Source organism: Streptosporangium nanhuense (assembly GCF_059358815.1).
Window position 1 is genome coordinate 417740 of record NZ_JCADBG010000004.1, and the last position, 26650, is coordinate 444389.

Genomic DNA, 26650 nt, shown 5'->3' on the forward strand with positions numbered 1-26650 from the left:
GGTGCCCGTCTCGCCGCTCATCGAATCAGATCCGCTCGTGAGGTGCGCGTGACCGTCACTTCCCCTGTCCCCTGCGGTACGGCGCGCCGACGGCGGCCGGTGGGCGGAGCCGCTGCGCCGCCAGCGACAGCACCAGCAGCGTGGTGATGTGCGGGGTGACGGAGGTGAACTCCGAGGGGACGGAGTCGGTCAGCGCGAACACCACGAACACCGCGACCGTCGCGACCCCGGTGATCAGCGCGGCCCGCATCCGCTGCTGCCGTACGAGCTGGTAGACGGCGACCGCGGCGAGCAGGATCGTCACCACGAGCAGCAGCGCGTGCACCGACTCGCCGCCCCTGCGCAGCTGGAGCGCGTCGGTGTAGCCGAACAGCACGGCGCCGCCGGCCAGCCCTCCCGGCCGCCAGTTACCGAAGATCATGGCGGCGAGGCCGATGAAGCCGCGCCCGCCGGTCTGCCCCTCGCGGTAGGCGCTCGCGGCCACCTGAGCCAGGAACGCGCCGCCGATGCCCGCCAGGGCTCCGGAGACGAGCACCGCGATGTACTTGTAGGTGTAGACGTTGACGCCCAGCGACTCCGCGGCCGTCGGGCTCTCCCCGCAGGAGCGCAGGCGCAGGCCGAACGCCGTACGCCACAGCAGGTAGTACGAGAGCGGGACGAGCAGGATCGCCAGGATCGTCAGCAGCGAGACGTTCGTGGTAAGGCCGCGCAGGATGCCCGCCACGTCCGACAGCAGGAACCACTGCTTGGCCTCCAGCGTCCTGAGCGGGTCACCGATCCACGGCACGCTCACCACGCCGGGCTTGGGCACCGGGGGCGACTGGGAGTCGCCGCCGCCCGGCATCTCGGCGAAGGTGACCTTGGACAGGAACTGGGTGACGCCCTGGCCCAGGATGGTGATCGCGACACCGGAGATGATGTGGTCGACGCCGAACGTCACGGTGGCGATCGCGTGCAGCAGGCCGCCCAGGGCCCCGCCGATCGCGCCCGCGAGGACACCCGCCCACGGGTTGGCGAACTGGATCGCGCCCCAGGCCCCGCACCAGGTGCCCATGATCATCATGCCTTCGAGGCCGATGTTGACCACTCCGGCCCGCTCGGCCCACAGGCCGCCCAGACCGGCCAGGCCGATGGGGATGGCGAGCGCGACGGCGGCGTTGATCGCGCCCGCGGAGGTGAGGTCGACGGCGCCGGTGACGGTCCGCGTGAACGAGAGCAGCAGGACGAGCGCGCCGAGGGCGAGCAGCAGGACCCGCCAGGTGACCCTGAACCTGCGGGCGGGGGTCTTCGGCTCCAGGAAGGGAGCCTCCGGGGTGGCGAGGGCGCCCTGGCTCATGCCGGCGTTCCTTCCCTGGTCGGGGTGGTGTCCGCCAGCTGGCGGCTCACCCGGCGCTGCTCGGCGGAGATCTGGTAGCGGTGGACCAGCTCGTAGGCGATGATCACCGAGAGCACGATCGTGCCCTGCATGATCGTGACGATGTCGGGGGAGATCTTCTGGATCTGCAGGATGCCCGCGGAGGTGTCGAGGAAGGCCCACAGCAGGGCGCCGAACGCGATGCCGACCGGGTGGTTTCTGCCGAGCAGCGCGATCGCGATGCCGGTGAAGCCCAGGCCGGGGGGGAAGTCCAGGCTGTAGCTGTAGGAGGCGCCGAGCAGCTGCGGCATGCCGACCAAGCCCGCCACCCCGCCGGACAGGACCATCGAGACGAGGATCATCCGCTTGACGTTGACGCCGCTGGCCACCGCCGCCGACTCCGAGCGGCCGGTGGCGCGCAGATTGAAGCCGAAGCGCGTCCGGTTGATCACCACGTGGAAGAGGACGCCCATCACGATCGACAGGATGATCAGGCCGAACACCTTCGTCTGAGTGCCGGAGACGATCGCCAGGCCGGGCACCTGGCCGGAGGGGCCGATCGGCCTGGTGCCGATGTTGTTGCTGCCCGCGACCTCGACGGCGAAGCGCTCTTTGTTGAGCAGCCAGAAACCGACCGAGGTGGCGATGGCGTTCAGCATGATCGTGGAGATGACCTCGCTCACCCCGCGCCGCACCTTGAGCAGCCCGGCGATCATGGCCCATCCGGCGCCGACCAGCACCGCGACGAAGATGATCAGCGCGACGTGCAGCGGGGCGGGCAGGGTCACCGCGCCGCCGACGGCCGCGGCGGTGAGCGCCGCCAGGCGGTACTGGCCGTCGACGCCGATGTTGAAGAGGTTCATCCTGAACCCGATCGCCACCGCGAGCGCGGACAGGTAGAAGTACGTCGCGGCGTTCAGGGTGAGCACGATCGAGCGTGGCCGGATGCCGTACTCGCCCATGCTGACCAGCGTGTCGAGCGGCGGGGCGCCGATGATCGACAGGATGATCATGGTGATCAGCGCGGCGAACACGATGGCCACGAGCGGGGCGGTGAGCGAGAGCAGCCCCGCCGGCGAGACCCGTCCGAGCAGCCGGTCGGTGAAGGTGGATTTTTCCCGGCTCATCCGCGCGTCCTGGTGGGCGTGTGCGCTGTGTGGGTGCTCGTGCCGCGCGTCCCTGAGGACGTGTGCGCTACCTGGATGTTCGTGCCGCGCGTTCCCGGGGGCGTGTGCGCTACGTGGGTGTTCATGCCGCCTCTCCAGCACCCGTCATGGCCGAACCGAGCCGCTCGGGTGTCACATCCTTGGGATCGACCTCGGCGACGATCCGGCCGCGCAGGATCACCTTGAGGGTGTCCGACAGGCCGATGAGCTCGTCGAGGTCGGCCGAGATCAGCAGGACCGCCAGGCCCGCGGCACGCGCCGCGCGCAGGTGGTCCCAGATCGCGGCCTGGGCGCCCACGTCGACGCCGCGCGTCGGGTGGGAGGCGATCAGGAAGACGGGCTCCCCGCTCATCTCCCGGCCGACGATCAGTTTCTGCTGGTTGCCGCCGGACAGGGCCGCGGCGTCCACGTCGATGCCCGGGGTCCGGACGTCGTACGCCTCGACGATGCGCCGGGTGTCCTCGCGCGCTCCCGCGCGGTCGATCCAGGGGCCCCTGACGTTGGGCCGCCGGGTCTGGTGACCGAGGATCCGGTTCTCCCAGAGCGGGGCCTCCAGCAGCAGGCCGTGCCGGTGGCGGTCCTCGGGGATGTAGCCGATGCCGGCCTCGCGGCGGCGCAGCGTCGTCCAGGCGGAGATGTCGTGCTCGCCGAGGTGGATCTCGCCCTCGGCCGGGCGCATGCCCATGATGGCCTCGACCAGCTCGGCCTGGCCGTTGCCCTCGACCCCGGCGATGCCGAGCACCTCGCCCTTGCGGATGTCGAAGGTGACGTCGTCCACGATGCAGCGGTCCTCGGCCGAGTGGACGCTCAGGCCGCGCACCGACAGCGCCACCACGTCGGTGACGGTGGACTCGCGGGTCTCCGGGCTGGGCAGCTCGCTGCCGACCATCAGCTCGGCCAGCTGCCTGGCGGTCACGTCCTTGGGGTCCACGCTGGCCACGGTCGTGCCGCGCCGGATGACGGTGATGGCGTCGGCGACCGAGAGCACCTCGTCCAGCTTGTGGGAGATGAAGATGATCGTCAGCCCCTCGCGGACCAGCTCGCGCAGGTTGGCGAAGAGCTCCTTGACCTCCTGCGGCACGAGCACGGCGGTCGGCTCGTCCAGGATGAGGATCCGGGCGCCCCGGTAGAGGACCTTCAGGATCTCCACCCGCTGGCGGGCCCCGACGCCCAGGTCCTCGACGGTGACGTCGGGGTCGATGCCGAGGCCGTACGAGTCGGAGATCTCCCGGATCCTTCTCCGCGCGGTGCCGAAGTCGAGGGCGACCCCGCCCTTGCGGGGCTCGCTGCCGAGGATCACGTTCTCCAGCACGGTCAGGTTGTCGGCCAGCATGAAGTGCTGGTGGACCATGCCGATGCCCACGGCGATCGCCTCACCGGGTGAGCGGAAGCTCACGTCCTCGCCGTTGACGCGGATCCGCCCCTCGTCCGGGCGCTGCATGCCGTAAAGGATCTTCATGAGGGTGGACTTGCCCGCGCCGTTCTCGCCGACGACGGCGTGCACGTGCCCCTGCCGTACGGAAAGGGAGATGTCACGGTTGGCGACGACGCCGGGGAATCGTTTCGTGATCCCCTCGAGCTCGACGGCCGGTGCCGAGGTGCTTATGACGGCCTCCTCCGTACGGATGGCCCCGATACGGAACGTGATGGTCAGAGTAGGACAAAGGGCCCGGGGGAAATGTCCGCCGGGCCCCTCATTAGTACCAGGTCAGGAGGTCTTGTCCGGAACGGTGATCTCGCTGGAAATGATCCTCTGCTTGTACTCGTCGAGCTTGGCCTTGATGTCGTCGATCTGACCACCGGTGGTGGAGTAGTCGACGCCGTCGGCCTTGAGGTCGTAGACCGTGCTGCCCGCCTTCACCGAGTTGGTGGTGAAGCCCTTCAGGAAGTCGAAGACGGCGACGTCGACCTTCTTGATCATGGAGCTCATGATGACGCTCTGCAGCTCGGGGGCCGCGGTCTTCGCCTGGTCGGAGTCGACGCCGATCGCGAGGCCCTTGGCGGCCTTGGCCGCCTCGAACACGCCGCCACCGGAGCCGCCCGCGGCCTGGTAGACCACGTCGGCGCCCGCGTCGAACATGCCCTCGGCCGCGGTCTTGCCCTTGGCCGGGTCGCTGAAGCCGGTGAAGTCCGGCGGCTGGGTGAGGTACTTGACCTCGATCTTCACGTCGGACTTGACGGCCTTGGCGCCCGCGACGAACCCGGCCTCGAACTTGTTGATCAGCGGCACCTGCACGCCGCCGACGAAGCCCACGTGGTTCTTCTTGCTCTTCAGCGCCGCCGCGGCGCCGACCAGGAAGGAACCCTCATGCTCGGCGAAGAGCAGGTTCGAGATGTTGGGGGCGACGGCCGCCGCGTCGTCGACGATCGCGAACTTGACGTCGGGGAACTCGGTCGCGACCTTCTTGACCGGGTTGGAGTACGCGAAGCCCACTGCGATGATCGGGTTGAAGCCGCCGTCGGCGAGCAGGCGCAGCCGCTCCTCCTTGGCCGCCTCGGTCTCGCCGTTACCGGCCTCCAGCTCGCTGACCTCGGCCAGGCCCAGCTCGGCCTTGGCCTTGTCGAGGCCCGCCGCCGCGGAGTCGTTGAACGACTGGTCGCCACGCCCGCCGATGTCGTACGCCAGACCGACCTTCGGGCCCGTCGCGGCCGACGCCGCGCTGCTGGCGGCCCCGCTCGGTGCGGCCGACGTGGTCGGTTCCTCGCTTCCACCACACGCGGCAGCTCCCATGAGCATGCTGCCGGCCAGTGCGGTCGCGGCCAGCTTGCCGAATCGGTTCTGAAGCAAGATGGACTCCCTTCGCGTTTCAGTGCACGCGCGAAGAGACGCACGGCAACCCTGCACGGAAGATAGTTGCTCCATCAGGGTTGACCAAACCAGCACACAAGTCCGCAACAGGTCCGTTATCCAGCTCACGCCACCTTGTGACCCAGGAAGCGGGGCATGACTACCCGTGGGTAGCTCCGGATGGCCGCCGCAGCCTGGCGTTGACACGCCTGTCCGGCCGGTCGACGACTGTCTCGGGGATCGTCGACCGGCTCCTTAGGATATGTCCGGACTTTTCAGCTGACTAGATGTCAAAGGCTGGTTAGTTGTCGGCGTTCACGGCCAGGAGGGGCTCGCCCGTGATGGGACGCTGCCCCTCCCACAGGGCCGTCAGCGCGGTCGCCGCCAGGAAGCGCACCCCGGCGCCGATGGCGGCCTCGTCCACGTCGAAGGTGCCCTGGTGGATGTCGGCCAGGTGCGTCGAGCCCGGCTCGCGGGTGCCGAGCCTGGCGAACGCGCCGGGGATGGACTCCAGGTACCAGCCGAAGTCCTCACCGCCCAGACTCTGCTCCGTCGGGGCGGGAGCGCCCTCGCCGAGCACGCCCTCCGCGGCCTCGGCCAGCATCTGCACGCTGATCTTGTCGTTGACCACCGGCGGCACGCCGCGCACGTACTCCATCTCGGCCTCGACGCCGTACGCGCCGGCGACCGACTCCAGCAGCGACTTGATCATGTCGGGGGCCGCGTGCCAGGCCGCCTCGTCCAGGCAGCGCACGGTGCCCTCGGCGATGCCGTCGTCGGGGATGGCGTTGGCCACCGAGCCCGACTCGACCCGGCCCCAGACCAGGCTGAGCGAGGAGCGGGGGTCGACCCGGCGCGAGAGCGCGGCGGGCAGCTCGGTGAGGATCTTGGCGAGCGCGAAGACGAGGTCGGCGGTGAGGTGCGGCCGGGCGGTGTGCCCGCCGGGGCCGCTCACCCTGATCGTGACCTTGTCGCAGGCCGAGGTGATGGGACCGGCCTTGAGGCCGACCTTGCCGACGTCCAGCCGGGGGTCGCAGTGCAGGCCGAAGATGCGGTCGACACCGCTGATGCCGCCCGAGGCCATCACCTCCAGCGCGCCGCCGGGAAGCTCCTCGGCGGGCTGGAAGATCAGCCGGACCCGGCCGGGCAGCAGGCCGGCCTCGGCCTGCTGGGCGAGGAAGAGCGAGGTGCCGAGCAGGATCGCGGTGTGCACGTCGTGGCCGCAGGCGTGACACACGCCGGGGACCGTCGAGCTGTAGGGGACGTCCTTCTCGTCCGGCACCGGCAGCGCGTCGATGTCGGCCCGCAGCGCCACGGTCGGGCCGTCGCCGCTGCCGACGTCGCAGAGCAGGCCGGTGCCGCGCGGCAGCACCGAGGGGACCAGCCCCGCGGCGGTCAGCCGCTCGGCGACGCGCTGCGTCGTGCGGTATTCGGCGAACGCGAGCTCGGGATGCATGTGCAGGTCTCGACGGAAGTTGATCAGTTCCTGCTCGCGGCCGGCGAGGAACGTGTCGAGTTCTCCCCGCAAATTACGCCCCCGCATTGCTCACCGTCCCATCCGCGCCGGCGGGCCTGGATCCTCGACGCACCGTGCCACTGCCCAGGATCTCGAAACCCATGAGGCAGTCTCGAAAAAAAGCGATCGCCGCACCGACGGGCCGGAGTGGGTTCTCACGGGCCGCATCAGCACGGACTGGTGGTCACCGACCCGAAAACGGCAGGCCGGAGGACCGGGGAAGCCGTCGCGTTGGCGATGACATCGACTTTATCTCTCCCCCCGAGCAGCTCGCCGACATCTCCGCCAAATGTTTTGTCACCCCATGCCCCACTCGTACACCTTCTGACCCGGGAGGACCAGGAAAGATAGCCCAAATTGACTATGAGAGGATGGTCAGAGCGGAGGACGGCCGATCCGGGAGGCGGGGGCCCCCGGGCCATTTCCAAACCTCGCCGACCTGGCAATTTACGTGACCTCAGGTGCCGGTCATCGAACCCGGCGGAGTGATGTAAACAGGAGAAATGCGTGCTTCACTCCTCACATGATCACAAACATCCCATTCGGGGAGAGGCAGTCGCGTTTGAGCATATTTGAACCGGACGAGGGCACCCTTGTGGTCCTTCCCTCGTTGTCGCTTCCCCAGGATGAGTTGCGCAGGATCACCGGCCCCCTCTGCTACGAGGAGCGGCTGCTGTTCCTTCTCCTCACCTTGAGGAAGCCGAAGGTCCAGGTCGTCTACCTCACCTCGACCCCCGTGGACAGTGCGGTCGTGGACTACTACCTCGGCTTCCTCGACGATCCCGACGAGGCCCGCACGCGCCTGCAAATGATCAGTTTGGATGATCCCGACACGCATCCGCTCACCGAGGCGCTGCTGCGCCGCCCGGACGTGATCGCCCGCGTCCGCGCCGCCCTCGGCCACCGGGAGGGCGACGCCGGCGGCGGGGACGGCGGGAACGGCAGGGCAGCCTGGATGGTGCCGTTCGTGGTGAGCGAGTACGAGGAGCGCCTCGCCGGGATGCTCTCCCTGCCGGTGTACGGCCCCGCCACCTCCCTGGCCCACCTGGGCTCCAAGAGCGGCGGGCGCACGATCGGCGACGAGGCCGGGGTGCCGCTGGTCAGGGGCTTCGGCGACCTGCGCTCGCTGATCGAGGTGGAGCACGCCGCCCGCGCGCTGGGTCCCGCGAGCAAGCTGATGGTCAAGCTCAACAACAGCTACTCGGGGCTCGGCAACGCCATCGTGACCAAGGACGAGCGGCCGCTCGCCTCCTGCCCCACGAGTTTCTCCGCGGCGGACGAGAGCTGGACGACCTTCGCCGAGAAGGTCGCCGAGCGGGGGGCGGTGATCGAGGAGTTCATCGAGGACCGGCCCCTGTACTCCCCCAGCGCGCTGGCGCGGATCACCCCCGGCGGCTCGTACGACGTGGTCGCCACCCACGAGCAGATCCTCGGCGGCCCCAACGGCGACGTCTACCAGGGCTGCACCTTCCCCGCCCGGCAGGAGTACCGGGCCGAGCTGGGCGCGCACGCGGAGCGGATCGCCAGGATCCTCGCGGGCCGCGGCGTGGTGGGACTGTTCGGCATCGACTTCTTCGCCGTCAAGACCGACGGCGGCTACCGCACGCTGATGTGCGAGATCAACCTGCGCATCGGCGGCACCACCCACCCGTTCGGCGCCGCGATCCTGACCACCGGCGCGTCGTACGACCCGGAGAGCGGCACGCTCGTGCACGCGGGCCGGCCGAAGCACTACATGGCGACCGACAACTGCGCCGCGCCCGCACTGCGGGGCCGCACTCCCGGGGAGGTGGTCAAACTGGTCCACGACGAGGGCCTCGGCTTCGACCGCGAGAGGCGCACCGGGAACGTGCTGCACATGCTGGGCGGGATCCCGAAGTACGGCAAGCTCGGGTTCACCAGCATCGGCGACTCCGCGGAGGAGGCCGCCGAGCTACACCGAAGGACGCTGGTCACGCTTCGCCAGACCGCGTAGGCCGATCGCGCCGAGCACGATCCCCAGCACGATGTTGACGGCGATCAGGATTCCGTGGACCACGTAGAAGGCCCTCGGATGACCGTCCGCGAGGTTGAAGCCAAGGGTGATCCATTCGAAGATCATGAAAGCGGCAAGGCCGATCAGAAAAACAGCTGTCTTTCGCGTTATTTGCATGATGTCAGTATTCCGCCGAGTGGCTCGTACCTGGTCAGGGCACCTGTAACTCCATGCGAACCGGTACGAAGCTACCCTGAGATCATCATGGGGATCAAACATGTCGCGCCCGTCGGGGTGCTGCTCGCGGCGACCGCCTTCCTCGGCGCGCCCGTACAGGCCCGGGTCGCGGACGTGCCCGCGACCGGCCCGCTCGACCTGCGCGCGGGCGCCGGCTCGCCGGGCGCGGGTCCGCTGGACGCACGTGCGGGCGCCGGTTCGCCGCACGCGCGCGCGGGGGCCGGTTCCGCGGCGGGCCCGCGTACGCGGCGCGAGAGGGAGCCGGTCGGCGGCTCCAGGCTCGGAGGGCGGGGCCTCGTCATCCCCGCGGGCGTGAAGGCCCCTCCCAAGACGGCCGCGAAGGCGTACGTGATCGCCGACGCCGAGAGCGGTGAGGTGCTGGCCGCCAAGGACGCCCACGGGCGCTACCTTCCCGCGAGCACGCTGAAGGCGCTGACCGCCCTCACCCTGATCCCGAAGCTGGACAAGGACCGGAAGATCAAGCCGAGCAGGCGCGCCGTGAACGAGGAGGGCAGCGCGGTCGGCCTGGTCCCCAAGCCCATATACACCGTCGAGGACCTGTTCAAGGCGCTGATGCTCGTCTCGGGCAACGACTGCGCGATGGCGCTGGCCGAGGCGAACGGCGGCCTGGCCACGACCCTGGCGGACATGAACGCCGAGGCCAAGCGCCTGCAGGCGTTCGACACGGTGGCCAAGACGCCGAGCGGGCTGGACAAGCCGGGCCAGAGCAGTTCGGCCTACGACCTGGCGCTGATCGCCCGCGCCGGCCTGGCCAACGCCGATTTTCGCCGATATATCAGCACAAAGACCGATAAGTTTCCCGCGCCCAAGGGCTACTACGAGATCGGCAACCACAACAAGCTGCTCTGGCGCTACAAGGGCATGATCGGCGTCAAGAACGGCTGGACGTCCAAGGCCATGGGCAGCTTCGTCGGCGCCGCCAAGCGCAACGGTCACACCGTCATCGTGTCGATCATGCGTCACGACGGCTACTTCTGGGAGGAGGTCGCCGACCTGCTCGACTGGGGCTTCGCCAACCGCGGCAAGGTCACCTCGGTCGGAAGGCTGGTCGACCCGCTCCCCGAAGCCGCCCCGCTGCCCACCGGACCCGCCGCCTCGGCGACCCCCGCCGCCACGGCCCCCGTCTCCGCACCGGACCCGGCCGCCGCCGCGCGACCCGCCGACGAGGGCGTCCCGATCGGCTACTACGCCCTCGGCGCCGCCCTGCTCGGCGGCCTGGCCTGGCTGGTGTACGGCCTGCGCAGGCGCTCCCACCGGCCACGGTGATCCGCGCCGTGCCCGGGGTGTCCGCCCCGGGCACGGGTACGGGTGCGGCTCGCCCGCCCCGGGCCTCGTGGACGGCCCCGCGGTGGCCCGGTCACCTCTCGGCGGGTCCCCGCGACTCCCCCCGGGCGGTCGCCGAAGCGGTGTGGCCGATCATCCTTCGGCCGGTCCCTCGCGGCCCCGGGCCGGTGCGGCCGGGAGGGTCCTGACCCCCAGGACGGCACCCCAGGCGACGAAGGCCAGCAGCAGGGCCGCCTGGCCGAACATGGCGAGCGTGATGATCCGGCTCGTCTCGTCGGCGAAGCCGATGCCGACGTCGTAGTTCAGCCCGGCCAGACGGACGCACAGAATCGTCAGCGCCAGGATCGCCAGGGCGAGCGGCCACGACGGGGTGCGCCGGTCGGGCGCGTACGCGTGCACGCAGGCGTACACGGCGCCCGCGCCCAGGAGGAACGCGCTCACCAGGCCGGGAAGGTCCAGCCACGGCCATATCCAGGCGGCGGTCGTGGGAGACGCGACCGCCTCGTACAACGCGACGAGAGCGGCACCGGCGACGAGGGGAGGCAGCAGGAGCCACAGCGGCCTGCGCACGGGCCGCGCGTCCCGGTGGAAACCGGCCCACAGGGCCAGCACCGTGACCAGGGGCGGCAGCAGGCCGACCGGCACGCTCCAGGGGAAGGCCGTCAGGCCCGAGAAGGTGGGAAGACCGGAGAAGACGAGCAGGCCGGGGAGAGCGGTCAGGTCGGAGAAGAGGTTCAGGAACACCTGGATCAGGCCCGGCACCTCCAGCACGAGCGCGAGGAGCGCCAGTGCCCTGGCGGCGCGCGGGCGCCCGGCGAGGAGCGCCGCGAGCGGGGCGAACCAGAGGGCGCCCGCGAGACCTCCCAGGATGGCCGCGAGCCGCTCGGGCGACCCGGAGGGCCCTGCCGCCTGGGCGAACAAGGGCTCGGCCGTGCCGATCACCCCGTACGCGCGCAGGGTGCTCGTGGCGGCGAGGGCTCCGAGGAACGCCTGCAGGCCCAGCCCCAGCAGGGCCACGAGGCGGACCATCTCTCCCCACGCGAGGAACCTCGGCGCCGGGTGGCCCGCTCCCCCGAGACGGACCCGGACCGCCAGCACTGCGACACTGGCGATCTCCGACCAGCGAGGCCGTGGCCCGTCGGCGTCGGACACGTCCGGCGAGCCCTCCAGGAACACGGAGACCATCTCCTCCTCGCGCTCGGCGCGGTAGGAGGCGGGCAGCAGGCGTAACCAGCGGCGATAGCGATCCTCCAGCAGGCTCACCGGCGCGCCCCTCTCCCACTCACCCTCACGCTCGCCCCCGTGCGGGACCTCCCACTCACCATTACGCGGGACCTCACGCTCGCCCTCACGCGGGGCCTCCGGCGGCGGTCGCCCGGCCGTGCCGGGCATGCCGGGCGCGGAGCCGGTCGACGGCGGTCCTGGCGTTCTCCGCGAGCCGGGCGGCCTCGGCCTCCAGCGTCCGCGAGCCGGAGTCGGTGAGCCGGTAGTAGCGGCGCAACCGCCCCTGCTGGACCTCTTCGCGGTCGAGGGCCACCAGCCCGTCGCCCGCCAGCCGGTCGAGCACGCCGTAGAGCGTGCCGACCTTGAGCTGGACCCGCCCGCCGGACAGCCGCTCGACCTCACGCACGATGCCGTAGCCGTGACACGGCTCGTCGACCAGCGCGGTGAGGATGAGGAACGCGGGCTCCGTCATCACCCTTGGAGTCATGCCTTGCAGCATATATCGGAAAGCAGGATATAACGAGAGGTCGATCCCGCGTGGTATCGAGCGTCTCGGAACCAGGCGTTCAGGCGCGGATGGCGGTCGCCGGGACCGGGGTGGGGTCGGGCGGAGGACCCAGGGAGGCGGTCGCGGTCCAGGCGGCGGCGTACATGATCACGCGGGCCGAGAAGTTGATCCAGACCAGCAGGCCGACCACCACGGCGAACACCCCGTAGACGGGGTTGTTCAGGGTGCCCGAGAGGATCAGCGCGGCGAGCTGCTTGAGCAGGGCGAAACCGGCCGCGCCGAGCAGGGCCCCGCGCAGCAGCACCCGCAACGGCTGCCTGGACCGGCCCAGCCCGCGCAGGATGACCAGGAAGACGACGACGTCGGCGAGCACGCTGACCGCCAGCCCGGCGAGCCAGATCGTGGCGGTGGCCACGAACGACCCCGACAGCCCGAGCCACCCGGCCACGACCCCGCTGGCCTGGGTGGCGAAACCGGCGACCAGCACCGACGCCACCATCGTCGTGCCGACGACCACGAGGGCGGCCAGGTCCCTCAGCTTGGCCAGGGCGAAGTTGAGCGGCGCCTCGGTCGTCATGGAGATCTCGCGCAGCGCGCCGCGCAGGGCGTCGATCGCGCCGAGCCCGGCGTACAGGAGCCCGAGCAGGCCGATGATCCCGGCGCTGGTCCTGGAGTCGGCGATCTGCTGGATCGGCAGCCTGTCGGCGAGTCCGGGCAGGTACTGGTTGATCGCCGCCTGCAGGGTCCGGGTGGCGTCGGGCCTGGCGGAGAGGAAGTAACCGAAGACCGCGAAGGCCAGCGCGATGATCGGGAAGAACGACAGGAAGGCGAAGTAGCTGACCGCTCCCGCCAGCCGGTCGCCGGACTGGATCTGGTAGCGCTGGAAGGTCCTGACCAGGTGATCGAGCCAGTGCCATCTGACCCGGGCCACGCCGAGCGTCCTTCCGAATCGCTCGCGGGCCGATCGGAGGCGTTCCAGCAGGCTTGTCACGTGCGCCCCCTACCCAATCACCGCCGTCCCGATCGTGGACGGCGGCGGAAAAGCAGCCGTGCGTACACGGGGGACCACGGAGCGGGCGGGGGCGGCCGGTCGCGTGGACGGTCGCGTGGACGGTCGCGTGGACGGTCGCGTGGACGGTCATGGAGACGGTCGCGTGGACGGTCATGGAGACGGTCATGGAGACGGTCGCGTGGACGGCCGTGGGGAAAAGCGGCGCGGCCCGGGCGGGAACCCCGCCCGGGCCGCGCGAAGGAGGATCAGGAGGTGGGCAGGAACCCCACCCGGTCGCGCACCCTGGCCATGGTCTCGGCGGCGACCGCGCGGGCCCGGGTGGCCCCGACGGCGAGCATCCGGTCGAGCTCGGCCTCGTCGGCGAGCAGCTTCTCGGTGCGCTCGCGGATCGGGGTGAAGGTGTCGACCACGATCTCGGCCACGTCCTTCTTGAACGTGCCGTATCCCTGCCCGGCGTAGCGGGCCTCCAGCTCGGGGATCGGGACGCCGCTCAGCGCGGACTGGATGCGCAGCAGGTTGGTGACGCCGGGCTTGTTCTCGTCGTCGGCGAGGACCTCGGAGCCGGTGTCGGTGACCGCGCGCATGATCTTCTTGCGGAGCGGCCCCGGCTGCTCCAGCAGGTCGAGGATCCCGGTGGGCGAGGAGGACGACTTCGACATCTTCGCCGTGGGCTCCTGGAGGTCGGTGATCTTCTCGACCCCCTTGACGATGTGCGGCTCGGGCAGCGTGAAGGTCTCGCCGAAGCGGTGGTTGAAGCGCTGCGCGAGGTCGCGGGTGAGCTCCAGGTGCTGCTTCTGGTCCGCGCCGACCGGAACCCGGTTGGCCTGGTAGAGCAGGATGTCGGCCGCCTGCAGGATCGGGTAGGTGAACAGCCCGACGCTCGCCGCGCTCTCGCCGCCCTTGGCCGCCTTGTCCTTGAACTGGGTCATCCGCCCGGCCTCGCCCATGCCGGTGAGGCAGATCAGCACCCAGGCCAGCTCGGTGTGCTCGCGGACGTGGCTCTGCACGAAGACCGTGGAGCGCTCGGGGTCGAGACCGGCGGCGAAGAGCTGGGCCGCGGCGACCCTGGAGCGCCTGCGCAGCACGTCCGGCTGGTAGTCCACGGTGATCGCGTGCAGGTCGACGACGCAGTAGAAGGCGTCGTACCCCTCCTGCATGGCGACGTACTGCCTGATGGCACCGAGGTAGTTTCCCAGGTGGAAGGAGTCTGCGGTCGGCTGGATTCCCGACAGGACACGAGGACTGGCCATAACAGCCAATTCTGTCAGCTGCCGGGAGTGCTTGGCGCGCCGCTCGCGGCATCCCGCCCGTGGATCCCGCCCGTGGACCCTGCCCGCCGATCTCGGTCCCGGCCCTCGGATCGTGGCACCGCTCGTGGTACACCCGCGCGGCACCCGCGGGCGAGGCGTCTTCCGTCAGCTGTCGGGGGCGGGCGGCGTCTCCGGGCGCGGCGTGCTCCGTTTGATCCTCACCCGGGAGACCCTGCGCCCGTCCATGTCGGTGACCGTCAGGTCGAACCCCGGGATCTCCACCCGCTCCCCCAGCGCGGGAAGGTGGCCGAGCGCCCACATGACGAACCCGCCGAGGGTCTCGTACGGGCCGTCGGCCAGGCGGATGCCGCTCTCGGTCGCCACCTCGTCGAGGTTGGCCAGCCCGTCGAGCTCGACCTCCCCCGCGGGCAGCGCGACGTGCTCGTCCGCCACGTCGTGCTCGTCGCGGATGTCGCCGATCAGCTCCTCGACGAGGTCCTCCAGGGTGACGATGCCGGCCGTGCCGCCGTACTCGTCGACCACGATCGCCAGGTGGTGCCCCTCCTTGCGCATCTCCGACAGCGTGGCCATCAGCCGCTTGCTGGTGGGGACCAGCTTGACCGGGCGGATCGGCACCAGCTCGCTGATCGGCTCGATGGACCCGGTCAGCACCGGGTCGAGCAGGTCACGGATGTGGACGAAGCCCACGATGTCGTCGTAGGAGTCGCGGTAGACGGGGAAGCGGGAGTGCGGCATGGCCGCGGCCAGGATCGCCGCCTCGGCCAGCCGCGTGTCGGCGGACATGAACTCCACCTCGGTGCGCGGCAGCATCACCTCGCGGAGCTGCCGCTTGCCCGCCGCGAACACCTCCCCGATCAGGTGGCGCTCGTCGGCGGTGAGCTCCTGGTGGCCCACCACCATGTCGCGCAGCTCCTCGGTGGAGATCTCCTCGCGGTCGGCGTCGGGGTTGCCGCCGAGCAGCTTGACGACCCCGTCGGTGGACTTGGACAGCGCCCAGATGATCGGCCGCGACAGCGCGGCCATCCGGTCGAGGAACGGCGCGACCAGCAGGGAGATCCCCTCCGCGCGCTGCCTGGCGATCCGTTTGGGGGCCAGCTCGCCGAGGACCAGCGAGGCGTACGAGATCGCCAGTGTCACCAGCACCAGGGAGAGCGGGGCCGTCACGGCCTCCGGCACCCCCCAGCCGGTCACCACGGGGATGAGGTCCTTGGCGAGGGTGTCGGCGCCGAAGGCGGCCGAGAGCATGGTCGCCACGGTGACACCGATCTGCACCGCGGACAGGAAGCGGTTGGGGTCGCGGGCCAGCTTGGCGGCCCTAGCCCCCCTGCGGCCCTGGGTGTCGAGCCGTCTGACCTGGCTCTCCCTGAGGGAGACCATGGCCATCTCCGCCGCGGCGAAGAATCCCCCGATCAGTACGAAGAGCATGACCAGGGCGATGTTCGCCAGGACGCTGTTCACGAGATCGTCTCCGTCATGGCGGTCGCCCGTTCCGGCGGTGGCCGATATTTGATGTGCCAGCATATGCTGGCGATAGACTTACAAAAGTAAACAAGTACAAACATCATCAAACAGGAGGCTCCGTGAAGCTGCTCGTCACCGGAGGCGCCGGATACATCGGCGGGGTCGTGGCGGCGCAACTCGTCGAGGCGGGCCACGAGGTCACCGTGCTGGACGACCTCTCCACCGGCCACGCCGACGCGGTGCCGCCGGGCGCCCGCTTCGTCGAGGGGTCGATCACCGACGCCGCCGACCTGCTGCCCGGCACCGACGCCGTGCTCCACTTCGCCGCGAAGTCCCTGGTCGGCGAGTCCGTGGAGCGGCCGGGCCTCTACTGGGCGCACAATCTCGGCGGCACCCTGGCCCTGCTCGACGCCATGCGGGGCGCCGGGGTGGGGCGGATCGTCTTCTCCTCCACCGCCGCGACGTACGGCGAGCCGGAGCGCTCCCCGATCGAGGAGACCGCCCCGACCCGGCCGACCAACCCCTACGGCGCGTCCAAGCTCGCCGTCGACACCGCGCTGAGCGCGTTCGCCGGGCTGTACGGCCTGGCCGCGGTGAGCCTGCGCTACTTCAACGTGGGCGGCGCCTACACCGCCGGAGACGGCAGGGTCTACCGCGAACGTCACACCGTGGAGACCCACCTGATCCCTAACATCCTCGCCGTCGCGCTCGGCGGGCGCGAGTCGGTCAGCGTGTTCGGCACGGACTACCCCACTCCCGACGGCACATGCGTGCGCGACTACATCCACGTGGCCGACCTCGCCAGGGCCCACCTGCTGGCGCTGGACGCCTGCTCCCCGGGCGAGCACAAGATCTACAACCTGGGCAACGGGACGGGCTTCTCGGTCCAGGAGGTGCTGTCGGTCTGCCGCGAGGTGACCGGCCACGAGATCCCCGCGATCGTGCGCGAGCGCCGCGCCGGCGACCCGGCCGTGCTGGTGGCCTCGTCGGAGAAGATCCAGCGCGAGCTCGGCTGGAAGCCCGAGCACCCGTCGGTCCGCGACGTCGTCGCCGACGCCTGGGCCGCCCTGCTCGGCTGACACCACCCCGCCCCACCCGCCGCCCCGGCCGCGCCACCGGTCTCGGAAACGTACGACCGGGGCCGGGCGCGGACCGGCCGGCCGCGCCTACCCCAGGCTGAAGCGGGCCGTGTTGTTGGCCGGGCGTCGGTCGCCCAGCCGCAGGGAGTAGACGGTCGCCTCGGCCCGTGGCGCGTGCGCGCGGGCCACGAAGGCGAGCATGAAGCTCACCCTCCGGCCCGCGCCGACCGTACGGAGCCTGCACCCGACGTAGGCGGAGTGGGAGTCGCACCGCGCGCCCCGCGCCGACATCAGGCGCGCCCCGCCGGTGTCGAAGAGGACCCCGGCGTCGTGGACGCGCCGCGGCCCGCGGTTGCGCACCACGGCGGCCACGGTGACCAGGCGGCCCGCACGCGTCGCGCGCGACAGACTGACGGCCAGGTCCGTACCCTCGTCCACCTTGGTCAGCGTCTCGGAAGAGTTGTCCGTCTCGTCGTCGTCCACGATCTCGGAGGAGAGCGTCGCGACCGCCCTCAGCGGGCCCCGCGCGCCGGGCCGCACCACCCCGATGACCGTCACCCCGCCGGTCTGCCCGGCCAGGACGTCCGTCGGCGAGGGACAGACCACCTCCCCCGCCACGGCCCCGGGCAGGCACTCGGCGACGTTGACGCCGACCACCGCCACCTCCTCGGGCAGCCGTACGGTGAGCAGCGGAAGCACCGCGTCGCCGGGACCGTCGTTGCGCACCTCGGCGCGGTAGGCCAGCGGCTGGCCGGGCTGCGCGCGCTTCGGGGAGGCCGTCAGCCGCACCGACAGGTCGGCGCCGCCCCAGCCGTCGTCCTCGGGCGAGGCGAGCGCCCCACGGGGTGCCGCCACGAGCACGAGACAGATCACCCCGGCGACGATCCGCGCCGCGGCGTGCTCCCTGAACAGCGATCTCCCGACCACAAGTGATCATTGAACGCCGGGTCGCGCCGCTCCGCGATGATCGACACGCCGCCTTTTCCTCCGCCTGCTCCCGTCGTCCACGCGAGGGGAAGGCCGGGAGACGCGACCGGGCGGGGGGGCGGGCGGCACGGGAGGAGCGGGATCGCGAAGGGCAGGGACCGCGAAAGGCAGGGGAACGCGAAAGGGGCCCCGGCGCGCCGGGGCCCCTTTCGCGTGACGGATCGGATCGGACCGATCAGATCAGGCCGAGCTCGCGCACCGCGGAACGCTCCTCCTCCAGCTCGCGCACCGTGGCGTCGATGCGCTCGCGGGAGAAGGCGTCGATCTCCAGTCCCTGGATGATCTCCCACCTGCCGTCGCGCGAGGTGACCGGGAAGGACGAGATGAGCCCCTCCGGCACGCCGTACGAACCGTCGGAGGGGATCGCGGCCGAGGTCCAGGCGGTGCCGTTGACCCAGTCGAAGACGTGGTCGATCGCGGCGTTGGCCGCGGAGGCGGCCGAGGACGCGCCCCGGGCCTCGATGATCGCGGCGCCGCGCTTGGCGACGGTGGGGATGAAGGTGTCGCGCAGCCAGGCCTCGTCGACCAGCTCGGCGGCGATCTTGCCACCGACCTCGGCGTGGAAGAGGTCGGGGTACTGGGTGGCGGAGTGGTTGCCCCAGATGGTCATCTTCTTGATCTCGGTGACCGGGACCCCGAGCTTCGCGGCGAGCTGGGACAGCGCGCGGTTGTGGTCGAGGCGGGTCATCGCGGTGAAGCGCTCGGCCGGGACGTCCGGGGCGTGCTGCTGGGCGATGAGCGCGTTGGTGTTGGCCGGGTTGCCGACCGCCAGCACGCGGATGTCGTCGGCCGCGTTGTCGTTGATCGCCTTGCCCTGCGGGCCGAAGATGCCGCCGTTGGCCTGGAGGAGGTCGCCGCGCTCCATGCCCTTGCTACGGGGACGGGCACCTACCAGCAGCGCGACGTTGGCGCCGTTGAACGCCACGTTCGGGTCGTCGGTGATCTCGATGCCGCTCAGCAGCGGGAACGCGCAGTCGTCGAGCTCCATCGCGGTGCCCTCGGCGGCCTTCACGGCCTGCGGGATCTCCAGGAGGCTCAGCTTGACCGGGACGTCGGCGCCCAGCAACTGGCCCGAGGCGATGCGGAAGAGCAGCGCGTAGCCGATCTGACCGGCGGCGCCGGTGACGGTGACCTTTACGGGAGTCTGGGCCATGACCTTCCCCTACTCGAAGGATGAATTGTGACGCTCGGATGCTACCCGTCCACGGTGGACGGCCGTCCGGCGAGTGCCCCGATCCGCGCGCCGGGCGGCGCGACCTGCGCGGCGAACGCGACGGGCACCCCGCCGACGGCGCGGCGCGGCCCCGGCGGGGGGCCCGGTCAGGTGCAGGCGGCCATGGTGGGGGCGTCGTTCTCCCGCCCCGGGAACTCGACCCTGGAGAAGTGCTTGTCGAGCAGCGTGCGGACCGTGCCGTTCCGGTAGAGGTCGGCGATCGCCCCCTTGACGGCCTCGCAGGTGCGCGCGTCGCCCCTCTTGAGCGCCACCGCGTAGCGCTCGTCGGTGAGCTTCAGGCCGAGCAGCTTGTAACTGATGCTCTCCCGGTTGGCGAAACCGGCCAGCAGCAGGTCGTCACCGGGGATCGCGTCGACCTGCCCGGCCTGCAGCATGTTGACGCAGTCGGTGTAGGTCTGGGCGGGCACCAGCGTGAGCCGCTCGACCTCGCCCTGCAGGACGGCCACGGCCGCGCTGGAGGCCGGCTGGCACATCCGCCTGCCCTCCAGGCCCCTCAGGTCCACGATCGGCGAGCCGTCCTTGACGAGGACGTCGACGTGGGCGAGGTAGTACGGCCCGGCGAAGGTGACGTCGTCGGTGTCGTTGATCGAGTACGTCGACAGGACCAGGTCGACGTCGCCGTCCGCCAGCAGTTTCGGCCGTTCGGGGCGGCCGGTGCTCCGGAAGGTGACACCGCTCTGCGGCACTCCCATCGCCTTGGCGATCGCGAGTGCCAGGTCGATCTCGAAGCCGCTCCACTTCCCCTGGTTGTTCAGCGCGATGCCGGGCAGGGAGTCGCGGACGCCGACGACGAGTTCGCCCGTTCCGGCGGCCTTGTCCACCACGGAGGTGAACGCGCTGGGACCGGGTTTCTCCGGCTCGCCCCCCGGGGACGCCCCGGGCCACCAGCGGACGGCGGCGACCCCGCCGGCGACCAGCAGCAGCACGGCCACGGCGGCGGCTATCCAGCGCCCCCGGCGCGGGCGCCGCGGCGTCTCCGGGACCCCGACGAGGGTCGAGGACGCCTGCCAGCTGGGCGGCGGCACCTCGCCCCCCTGCTCCACGTATCCCGTGCCGCCGCCGTGCCCGGAGGACGGGGGGTGGTCCCAGTAGTCCGGGGACGACGGACGGCCGCGATACGCCGGCGAGCGGCGATCCGTCGAGAAGGGTTCCTGAGGGAAGCGGTCCTGGGAGAAGTGGTCCTGGGAGAAGTGGTCGGGAGAGCGCGGGTCCGGTGGGCGCTGTCCCGGGGAGTGACGCTCCGAGGGGCGCGACTCGGGAGAGTGGTGGTCCGGGAAGCGGTGGCCGGGGAAGGACGGGTGCTCCGACGGGTGCTCCACGGGAGCGGGAGCGGGGGTGTACGACGGCCCGCCGTGGGCGGCGGGCGCGCGGCGCTCACCCTGACCCGGCCCGGCCTGGCCACCCGGTCCCTGATGAAAACCCTGACTGACCTGACCGGCCTGGATGCCCTGGCCGCCCTGACCGCCCTGGCTGGCCTGATCGCCGTGCCCGGGGTGGGGGTGCTGGTCGTGGACGGGATGCCGGGCCCGGAATCCCGTCGACGGGAGGGGTTGTTCGCCCGAGACACCGCCCGTCCGGGGCTTCGGGGTGCGCATGGGGCTGGTGGCGTCGCTGTCGAGCTCCTGGTCGCCGTCGTCCGCGTGCCGCCGTTCCTGACCCCGCTCATCGGATCGGGGCTCATCGGAACGGGACGCTTCGGGGACGGCGACCTTGGCGCCCTGGGTGAGGATCGCGGGTGAGGCGTTCACCGTCTCGGGGTGGCCGAGCAGCCGGAGCAGGAGCTGGTCGGCCGAGGGCCGCGTGGCGGGCGACTTGGCCAGCGCCGAGCCGACCACGCCGCGCAACGGCTCCGGCAGCGTGCCGAGGTCGACCTCGTGGTTGAGGATGCGGTTGAGCACCACGGCGATCGAGCTCCCGGCGAAGATCGTCTCGCCGGTCGCGGCGAACGCGATGGTCGCCCCCCAGGCGAAGACGTCGGTGTGCGGGCCGACGTCGGCGCCGGAGATCTGCTCCGGCGCCATGTACGCGGGTGTGCCGATGGCCCGGCTGGTGATCGTGCCGGTGGAGTCGAGGATGCGGGCGATGCCGAAGTCGACGACCCTCGGGCCGTCGGCGGCGATGAGCACGTTGTCCGGCTTGAAGTCGCGGTGCACGATCGAGGCGTGGTGGATCGCGGTGAGCGCGGTGGCCGTGCCGATCGCCAGCCGCTGCAGCGGGGCGCCCTTGAGGGGGCCGTCGGTCTCCACGATCTCGCGCAGCGACCTGCCCTCGATGTACTCGCTCGCGATGTAAGGGGTGTCGCCTTCGAGGTCGGCGTCCATCACGCTCGCCGTGCAGAACGAGGCGACGCGCTGGGCGGCCCTCGCCTCCCTGGCGAACCGGGATCTGGCGATGGCGTCGCCGGAGAACTTCACGTGCAGCAACTTGATCGCCGCCCGCTCCCCGGCGGCGTTGATCCCCAGGTAGACGATGCCCTGGCCGCCCTCGCCGACCCGTCCGACGACACGGAACGGCCCGAGCTGGCGCGGCTCTCCCGCTTCCAGTGGCGCGATCTCCGGCATCATCGTCCCCACGGTCTCGTAATCTTCGACGTGGCAAACTTTACGGCGCCATGACCCGCCCTCTCCCCTCGTTATCCCGACGTGACCTCACATTTCCCACGACAACGACCCGGCTTCCGTCCGTGTCACGATAAAAAGCGACAGGCAGCGTTACCCCCCAATCTTCGACATTCACCCCAACCTGGCGCTCCAGCCGCTTAGATCGCTACCGTTGTACGTCCCTCAGGCAAGCCGGAGCAAAAACTTCCATGCGCCGATACATCGGTTATCGCGAGTTCGTGCAGCGCGATCAGCGTTCCCTCGTCGGCACCGCCCTTCTCCTCACCGGCAGCCACGAGCAGGCCATCCGCCTCACCCTGCGTTCCTTCCACACCGTCGCCCTCTCCTGGCCGCCGCCGCTGTGGGAGAACCCCACCACGCACGCCCAGATCGCGCTCTACCGCCGCTTCCTCCAGCGGCCGAGCGCCGCCGGGCCGACGGCCCTGGTGCGGATCGCGCCCCGCCCGCGGCTCCTCGTGGTCGCCTGCCTGCACGACGGCAGGTCCCGCGCGGAGATGGCCTCCCTTCTCGGGCTCTCTGAGGAGACCGTGAAAGCGGAGATCGCCGAGGCGGTCGACACCCTCACCAAGGGCAGCGAGAGCCGCCTGATCACCAGGATGGCCAACGCCGCGGGCGAGGCCTCCGTCCCCGACCTCACCGTCCGGTCCATGCGCACGCTCAGGCGGCGTCGCGCCAGGGGCGCCCTCCTCGCCGTGGCGGCGGCGCTCGTGCCGGTCGGCCTGATCGCCGCCTTCGTCGTGGTCCAGCAGGACGAGGTGTGGAACTCGGCGCTGGGCGAGCGCGGCCGGCCGCACGCGGCACAGGCGCAGGAGCCCGTACGAGCGGTCTCCAGCCCGGAGCCGGACGGCTCGGGGCCCGGCGGGGAGACCGGCGCCGTCCCGGCACCGTGGCAGGCCCCGCGAACCTCCTCGGTGATCCGCTACGCGGCCCCCGGGCCGTGTCCCGACGCCCCCGTCGGGACACCTCCCGCGCGCACCGGGGACGTCACCTGCGCGGGCTGGACGCTGACGATGGCCTCCGGCGGCCCCGAGAGCCCCGCTCCCGGCCTCGCCGGGTGCGAGGGCCCGGAACCCTGCGAGGCGACGCTGCGCGTCCCCGACGCCGTCCAGCGCCTCGCGCACGGCGACGAGGAGAAGGGCTCGCGGCTCGCCCCCGCCATCAGTCCCGACGGGCGCCGCGTCGCCTACCTGAGCGCGGCGGAGCGACGTTACGTGGCCCACGATCTCGGCAGCGGCGTGAAGCGCTACCTGTCACCGGTCCTGGTCGCCTCCGACACCGAGAACGGCACCCGGGTGAGCGTCTCCCCCAGCGGCCGCCACTTCACCGTCACCCTCGGCGAGCGGCGGCTGCGGACCGACTTCGCGACCGGCGCCCTGACGTCTGTACCCGCAGGACAGACGCCTCCGGCGCAGCGGATCGCCACCTGGCTCCAGGAGAGGTACGGGACCTGGGCCGACTCCCCCGGCGGGAGACACTCCGCCGCGATCGTCGCCGGGAAGGGCGAGGAGCCCCACAGCCTCCACGTCATCGACGCCGCGTCACGACGGGTCTTCAAGCGGCTCCCGCTCCCCGAGACGAGGCGGCCCGCCACGGCCGAGGTCGTGAGCTGGCTGAACAACCGCGAGGTGGTCGTGCGGCTGAACGCCAGGGCCGGGGGCGGCCTCCTCGGCTTCTACCGGGTGGACGCCGTCACCGGCAGTTCGCACCGCGTGCCCGGCCTCCCGGCGAGCGCCCCGCTCGTCCTGGGGGCGGTGACGGCGCCGTGACCGGCCGCCCGGCGCCGTGAGTGCGGGAGGGCGCCGGGGGCCGTAAGGGGGCGGGGCCGTAAGGGGGCGGGAAAGCCGGCCTCCGGCGCGGAGAACGGGCGGCGGAGGCCGGAAACGGGAGAAGGACCGCCGTGGGGCGGCCCTTCTCCGTGTGCGCTGACTCTCCGTGGGCGACGAAGCCGGCCGACCGCCGGGTGGCGGCCGGCCCGTGCCGGGCCCGGTGCCGTCGGACGCCGGTCAGGCTCCGGTCGTCAGCCCACCTTCTTCTTCAGGTTCTCGTCCAGCGCCGCCAGGAAGTCCTGGGTGGTCAGCCACTTGGCGTCGCCGCCGACCAGCAGGGCGAGGTCCTTGGTCATCTGGCCGCCCTCGACGGTCTCGACGCAGACCTGCTCCAGCTTCTCCGCGAAGTCGATCAGCGCGGGGTTGTTGTCGAGCTTGCCGCGGTGCTGCAGGCCCCGGGTCCACGCGAAGATCGAGGCGATCGGGTTCGTGGAGGTGGGGTTGCCCTTCTGGTGCTCACGGTAGTGACGGGTCACCGTGCCGTGGGCGGCCTCGGCCTCGACGGTCTGACCGTCGGGGGTGAGCAGGACCGAGGTCATCAGGCCGAGCGAGCCGAAGCCCTGCGCGACGGTGTCGGACTGGACGTCGCCGTCGTAGTTCTTGGCGGCCCAGACGTATCCGCCCTCCCACTTGAGCGCCGCGGCGACCATGTCGTCGATGAGGCGGTGCTCGTAGGTGATCCCGGCGGCGTCGAACTCGGCCTTGAACTCGGTCTCGAAGACCTCGGCGAAGATGTCCTTGAAGCGGCCGTCGTAGACCTTCATGATCGTGTTCTTCGTGGAGAGGTAGACCGGGTAGCCGCGCGACAGGCCGTACCGCATGGAGGAGCGGGCGAAGTCGCGGATCGACTCGTCCAGGTTGTACATCGCCATCGCGACGCCGGGGCCGGGGAAGTCGTAGACGTCGAGCTCGATCGGCTCCGAGCCGTCCTTGGGGGTGTAGGTGAGGGTCAGGCTGCCCTCGCCGGGGACCTTCAGGTCGGTGGCGCGGTACTGGTCGCCGAACGCGTGACGGCCGATGATGATCGGCTTGGTCCAGCCGGGGACGAGCCTCGGCACGTTGGACATGATGATCGGCTCGCGGAAGATGACGCCGCCGAGGATGTTGCGGATGGTCCCGTTCGGGGACTTCCACATCTTCTTGAGGCCGAACTCCTCGACCCGGGCCTCGTCAGGGGTGATCGTGGCGCACTTGACGCCGACGCCGTACTGCTTGATCGCGTTCGCGGCGTCGATCGTCACCTGGTCGTCGGTGGCGTCACGGTGCTCGATCCCGAGGTCGTAGTACTTCAGGTCGACGTCGAGGTAGGGAAGGATCAGCTGGTCCTTGATGAACTGCCAGATGATCCGGGTCATCTCGTCGCCGTCAAGCTCGACGACGGGGCCCTCTACCTTGATCTTGGGCATGCGTGTGGTTCCCCTTCTGAACTAAATTGGCCAGACAGTCCTTTTTGAGGCTCACTGGCCGTGAGGCTATCGGACGGGGCCGATCGCCTCGCGACGCACCCGTTCGTCCGACCTGTCACATCGGCACGAGGTCCTTGAACTCGAGGATGAACCCGGCCACCGCCAGGGCGAGGCCGAGGCCTCCGAGCGTGACGACGTCCGTGGCCTTGCGGCGGACGGCGAGACGCCCTCCCGAGGCCAGCCGGAAGAGCGCCCCCAGCATCATGACGGCACCCATGGCGATCCCGCCCCAGTAGGGCAGGCCCAGCAGCACGGATAGGGTCAGCGCGGCGAGCGCCCCGCCCATCACCAGGGGGTAGGCCCCCCACCGTTCCCTGCTCGCCTCTGCCGCTCGCGCGTTCACCGACCCACCACCCGCTCTCGCCCCTGACTCCGGCTCATCGATCGGAAATCGGCTTCCACTTCTGGTCCCGCTCGCCGATGTACTCGCTGTCAGGGCGGATCAGCCGGTTGTCGGCGTGCTGCTCGATGACGTGTGCGGTCCATCCTGACATGCGGCTGACGGAGAAGACGGGGGTAAACAGATCCGTCGGGATGCCGAGATAGTGGTAGACGGTCGCCGCGTAGAAGTCGACGTTCGGGTAGAGGCCCTTCGTCTCGAAGACGACCTCCTCCATCTCCTTGGACATCCTGTAGTACGTGTCGTCGCCGGACGCCTCGCCGAGCTCCTGCGACATCTTGCGCAGGTGCGTGGCACGCGGGTCCTCGGTCTTGTAGACGCGGTGCCCGAAGCCCATGATCTTCTCTCCGGCGGCGAGCTTGTCCCGCACGGCCTGGGCCACCGAACCCGCGTCGAGCGACTCCAGGGTGAGCATGACCTGCTCGTTGGCACCGCCGTGCAGCGGGCCCTTGAGGGTGCCGATGGCCGCCACGACCGCCGAGTGCATGTCGGACAGGGTCGCGGCGCAGACGCGGGCGGCGAACGTGGAGGCGTTCATCGTGTGGTCGGCGTGCAGGACCAGGCAGGCGTCGAAGATCTCGACCTCGCGCTCGCCGGGAGGGCGGCCGGTGATCTGGAGGAGGAAGTTCGCCGCGACGCTCAGCTCGGGGTCCGGGTCGGGGACGGTGGTCCCCCTCCTGGCCGCGTGGTAGCGGGCGACGAGGATCGGCTGCTGCGCGGTCAGCCTGGCGGCCTTGCGCAGGTTCGCCTCGGGGTCGTTGGTGTCCTTGTCGGGATCGTCGCCCCCGGCCAGCGAGACCAGCGTGCGCAGCGCCTCCATGGGGGCCTGCTTCTCCGCGATCTCCGGGATGTTGGCCTCGGCGAGCGTGCCGAGCGTGCGCCCCCGGACCAGTTCCTCACCGTACGCCGACAGTTGTTCCCGCGTGGGGAGGGTGCCGTACTGGAGCAGGTGGGCGGTCTCTTCGAAGGTGGTGCGACCGGCCAGATCGTGGATGTCGTAGCCACGATAGAAGAGGCGACCGGCCTGACCGTCGATGTCACTGAGCGCTGTGGACGCGGCTACGACATCGGCGAGACCTTTGGTGGGCTTGTCCGCCATGAGTGTTTCCTCCGCTTATCTGTGCCCGAAGTCTACCTGTGAGCAGCGGAAACCCTCCCGAGAGGTACAGACCAATTTCACGCAGGATTCTCCTTCTGGCAAAGGCGATTCCCCATCACCT

The 26650-nt window shown here is 70.7% G+C and carries 21 protein-coding genes; 4 read left to right on the forward strand and 17 right to left on the reverse strand.

Annotated features, from left to right (window positions below):
* Positions 1-55: 55 nt before the first annotated feature.
* The 5 genes from AC5L38_RS11635 to AC5L38_RS11655 all read right to left on the reverse strand — a co-directional run bounded on the left by AC5L38_RS11635 (position 56) and on the right by AC5L38_RS11655 (position 6851).
* Complete coding sequence (locus AC5L38_RS11635; RefSeq protein ID WP_495242757.1) at positions 56-1336, reverse strand: ABC transporter permease; 1281 nt, start codon at positions 1334-1336, stop codon at positions 56-58.
* On the reverse strand, positions 1333-2481 hold the full coding sequence (locus tag AC5L38_RS11640) for an ABC transporter permease (protein ID WP_495242758.1): 1149 nt from the start codon (positions 2479-2481) through the stop codon (positions 1333-1335). Before AC5L38_RS11640 ends, AC5L38_RS11635 begins: the two co-directional genes overlap by 4 nt.
* A gap of 121 nt (positions 2482-2602) precedes the next feature.
* Positions 2603-4126 carry an ABC transporter ATP-binding protein gene (locus AC5L38_RS11645; protein WP_495242799.1) on the reverse strand — a complete coding sequence of 508 codons (1524 nt, stop codon included), beginning with the start codon at positions 4124-4126 and terminating at the stop codon, positions 2603-2605.
* A 102-nt stretch (positions 4127-4228) separates the two neighbouring features.
* Entirely contained in the window at positions 4229-5308 is a 1080-nt protein-coding gene (locus tag AC5L38_RS11650; protein ID WP_495242759.1) for a BMP family lipoprotein, read from the reverse strand.
* A 301-nt stretch (positions 5309-5609) separates the two neighbouring features.
* The gene (locus AC5L38_RS11655; protein WP_495242760.1) at positions 5610-6851 is read right to left on the reverse strand and encodes a M20 family metallopeptidase; all 1242 of its coding nucleotides are present in this window, start codon (positions 6849-6851) and stop codon (positions 5610-5612) included.
* 535 nt (positions 6852-7386) lie between these two features.
* Here AC5L38_RS11655 and AC5L38_RS11660 point away from each other — a divergent pair.
* The gene (locus AC5L38_RS11660) at positions 7387-8799 is read left to right on the forward strand and encodes a peptide ligase PGM1-related protein (protein WP_495242761.1); all 1413 of its coding nucleotides are present in this window, start codon (positions 7387-7389) and stop codon (positions 8797-8799) included.
* On the opposite strand, the gene AC5L38_RS11665 is transcribed toward AC5L38_RS11660, so the two are convergent.
* Positions 8758-8976 (reverse strand): SCO4848 family membrane protein, encoded by a 219-nt coding sequence (locus AC5L38_RS11665; RefSeq protein ID WP_495242762.1) that lies wholly within the window; start codon positions 8974-8976, stop codon positions 8758-8760. The genes AC5L38_RS11660 and AC5L38_RS11665 overlap by 42 nt on opposite strands.
* An 87-nt stretch (positions 8977-9063) precedes the next feature.
* Between AC5L38_RS11665 and AC5L38_RS11670 the strand changes: the two genes are divergently transcribed.
* On the forward strand, positions 9064-10323 hold the full coding sequence (locus AC5L38_RS11670; RefSeq protein ID WP_495242763.1) for a D-alanyl-D-alanine carboxypeptidase family protein: 1260 nt from the start codon (positions 9064-9066) through the stop codon (positions 10321-10323).
* Positions 10324-10473: 150 nt separating this feature from the next.
* Here the strand turns inward: AC5L38_RS11670 and AC5L38_RS11675 are convergent, their stop codons facing one another.
* From AC5L38_RS11675 to AC5L38_RS11695, 5 genes are all read right to left on the reverse strand, one after another.
* The gene (locus AC5L38_RS11675) at positions 10474-11604 is read right to left on the reverse strand and encodes a hypothetical protein (RefSeq protein WP_495242764.1); all 1131 of its coding nucleotides are present in this window, start codon (positions 11602-11604) and stop codon (positions 10474-10476) included.
* 85 nt (positions 11605-11689) lie between these two features.
* On the reverse strand, positions 11690-12052 hold the full coding sequence (locus tag AC5L38_RS11680) for a PadR family transcriptional regulator (RefSeq protein WP_495242765.1): 363 nt from the start codon (positions 12050-12052) through the stop codon (positions 11690-11692).
* A 79-nt stretch (positions 12053-12131) separates the two neighbouring features.
* Positions 12132-13004, reverse strand: coding sequence for a YihY/virulence factor BrkB family protein (locus AC5L38_RS11685; protein WP_495242766.1), 873 nt, complete (start codon positions 13002-13004; stop codon positions 12132-12134).
* A 326-nt stretch (positions 13005-13330) separates the two neighbouring features.
* The gene (gene trpS, locus AC5L38_RS11690; protein WP_495242767.1) at positions 13331-14335 is read right to left on the reverse strand and encodes a tryptophan--tRNA ligase; all 1005 of its coding nucleotides are present in this window, start codon (positions 14333-14335) and stop codon (positions 13331-13333) included.
* A gap of 165 nt (positions 14336-14500) precedes the next feature.
* A complete protein-coding gene (locus AC5L38_RS11695; protein ID WP_495242768.1) occupies positions 14501-15814 on the reverse strand; it encodes a hemolysin family protein in 1314 nt (437 codons plus the stop codon).
* A 122-nt stretch (positions 15815-15936) separates the two neighbouring features.
* On the opposite strand from AC5L38_RS11695, the gene galE reads away from it, so the two are divergent.
* Positions 15937-16896 (forward strand): UDP-glucose 4-epimerase GalE, encoded by a 960-nt coding sequence (gene galE, locus AC5L38_RS11700; protein ID WP_495242769.1) that lies wholly within the window; start codon positions 15937-15939, stop codon positions 16894-16896.
* An 87-nt stretch (positions 16897-16983) separates the two neighbouring features.
* Here galE and AC5L38_RS11705 read toward each other — a convergent pair whose 3' ends face one another.
* The 3 genes from AC5L38_RS11705 to AC5L38_RS11715 form a co-directional block, all read right to left on the reverse strand.
* Positions 16984-17823: a hypothetical protein gene (locus AC5L38_RS11705; RefSeq protein ID WP_495242770.1), complete on the reverse strand. Its 840-nt coding sequence runs from the start codon at positions 17821-17823 to the stop codon at positions 16984-16986.
* A gap of 235 nt (positions 17824-18058) precedes the next feature.
* Complete coding sequence (locus AC5L38_RS11710; protein ID WP_495242771.1) at positions 18059-19036, reverse strand: malate dehydrogenase; 978 nt, start codon at positions 19034-19036, stop codon at positions 18059-18061.
* Positions 19037-19203: 167 nt separating this feature from the next.
* The gene (locus tag AC5L38_RS11715; protein WP_495242772.1) at positions 19204-21681 is read right to left on the reverse strand and encodes a bifunctional serine/threonine-protein kinase/glutamate ABC transporter substrate-binding protein; all 2478 of its coding nucleotides are present in this window, start codon (positions 21679-21681) and stop codon (positions 19204-19206) included.
* Between the two features lie 245 nt (positions 21682-21926).
* Here AC5L38_RS11715 and AC5L38_RS11720 point away from each other — a divergent pair, with 245 nt between their 5' ends.
* Entirely contained in the window at positions 21927-23504 is a 1578-nt protein-coding gene (locus tag AC5L38_RS11720) for a TolB-like translocation protein (RefSeq protein ID WP_495242773.1), read from the forward strand.
* 251 nt (positions 23505-23755) lie between these two features.
* Here the strand turns inward: AC5L38_RS11720 and AC5L38_RS11725 are convergent, their stop codons facing one another.
* From AC5L38_RS11725 to AC5L38_RS11735, 3 genes are all read right to left on the reverse strand, one after another.
* Positions 23756-24970 (reverse strand): NADP-dependent isocitrate dehydrogenase, encoded by a 1215-nt coding sequence (locus AC5L38_RS11725; RefSeq protein WP_495242774.1) that lies wholly within the window; start codon positions 24968-24970, stop codon positions 23756-23758.
* Between the two features lie 115 nt (positions 24971-25085).
* Positions 25086-25373, reverse strand: coding sequence for a DUF3017 domain-containing protein (locus AC5L38_RS11730; RefSeq protein ID WP_495242775.1), 288 nt, complete (start codon positions 25371-25373; stop codon positions 25086-25088).
* A gap of 34 nt (positions 25374-25407) precedes the next feature.
* On the reverse strand, positions 25408-26529 hold the full coding sequence (locus AC5L38_RS11735) for a citrate/2-methylcitrate synthase (RefSeq protein WP_495242776.1): 1122 nt from the start codon (positions 26527-26529) through the stop codon (positions 25408-25410).
* Positions 26530-26650: the final 121 nt, after the last annotated feature.

What these genes read in the sequence shown, in the direction of transcription:
- AC5L38_RS11635 (WP_495242757.1), bottom strand. Translation starts at nt 1,336, where the DNA reads ATGAGCCAGGGCGCCCTCGCCACCCCGGAGGCTCCCTTCCTGGAGCCG.
- AC5L38_RS11640 (WP_495242758.1), bottom strand. Translation starts at nt 2,481, where the DNA reads ATGAGCCGGGAAAAATCCACCTTCACCGACCGGCTGCTCGGACGGGTC.
- AC5L38_RS11655 (WP_495242760.1), bottom strand. Translation starts at nt 6,851, where the DNA reads ATGCGGGGGCGTAATTTGCGGGGAGAACTCGACACGTTCCTCGCCGGC.
- AC5L38_RS11665 (WP_495242762.1), bottom strand. Translation starts at nt 8,976, where the DNA reads ATGCAAATAACGCGAAAGACAGCTGTTTTTCTGATCGGCCTTGCCGCT.
- AC5L38_RS11670 (WP_495242763.1), top strand. Translation starts at nt 9,064, where the DNA reads ATGGGGATCAAACATGTCGCGCCCGTCGGGGTGCTGCTCGCGGCGACC.
- AC5L38_RS11680 (WP_495242765.1), bottom strand. Translation starts at nt 12,052, where the DNA reads ATGACTCCAAGGGTGATGACGGAGCCCGCGTTCCTCATCCTCACCGCG.
- trpS (WP_495242767.1), bottom strand. Translation starts at nt 14,335, where the DNA reads ATGGCCAGTCCTCGTGTCCTGTCGGGAATCCAGCCGACCGCAGACTCC.
- AC5L38_RS11710 (WP_495242771.1), bottom strand. Translation starts at nt 19,036, where the DNA reads ATGGCCCAGACTCCCGTAAAGGTCACCGTCACCGGCGCCGCCGGTCAG.
- AC5L38_RS11715 (WP_495242772.1), bottom strand. Translation starts at nt 21,681, where the DNA reads ATGATGCCGGAGATCGCGCCACTGGAAGCGGGAGAGCCGCGCCAGCTC.
- AC5L38_RS11720 (WP_495242773.1), top strand. Translation starts at nt 21,927, where the DNA reads ATGCGCCGATACATCGGTTATCGCGAGTTCGTGCAGCGCGATCAGCGT.
- AC5L38_RS11725 (WP_495242774.1), bottom strand. Translation starts at nt 24,970, where the DNA reads ATGCCCAAGATCAAGGTAGAGGGCCCCGTCGTCGAGCTTGACGGCGAC.
- AC5L38_RS11735 (WP_495242776.1), bottom strand. Translation starts at nt 26,529, where the DNA reads ATGGCGGACAAGCCCACCAAAGGTCTCGCCGATGTCGTAGCCGCGTCC.